Here is a 262-nt window from a genome sequence, read left to right as displayed (position 1 = left end):
GCCCAGCGGCGAAGTGGCCGAGCGCCTGCCCGGCGACCACATCAGCGTGTACGTGCCGACCACGCCGAATCCCACGTCCGGCTTCTTCCTGATGGTGCCCCGTGCCGACACGGTGGACCTGCAGATGAGCGTGGACGCGGCCTTGAAGTACATCGTTTCCATGGGCGTCGTCGCCCCGGGTCCGGCCGTGCCGGGCGCCCGGCCGGCGCCGCTCTCTCCGACGCCGGACGCGCAGCGCGCGCCGGGCGTCGACCTGTAACCC

1 protein-coding gene is annotated in these 262 nt (G+C 72.9%); it reads left to right on the top strand.

Features of this window, described 5'->3' with window-relative positions; translation table 11 throughout:
* Positions 1 to 259 (top strand): DUF502 domain-containing protein (locus SB771_RS35190; RefSeq protein WP_410722068.1); only part of this gene is annotated, 259 nt, incomplete at its 5' end.
* Positions 260 to 262: the final 3 nt, after the last annotated feature.

This window comes from Burkholderia sp. SIMBA_051 (assembly GCF_046534915.1).
Lineage (GTDB): Bacteria > Pseudomonadota > Gammaproteobacteria > Burkholderiales > Burkholderiaceae > Burkholderia > Burkholderia ambifaria.
The sequence above is the reverse complement of the archived record's forward strand: the minus strand, read 5'-3'. Positions and strand labels throughout refer to the sequence as shown.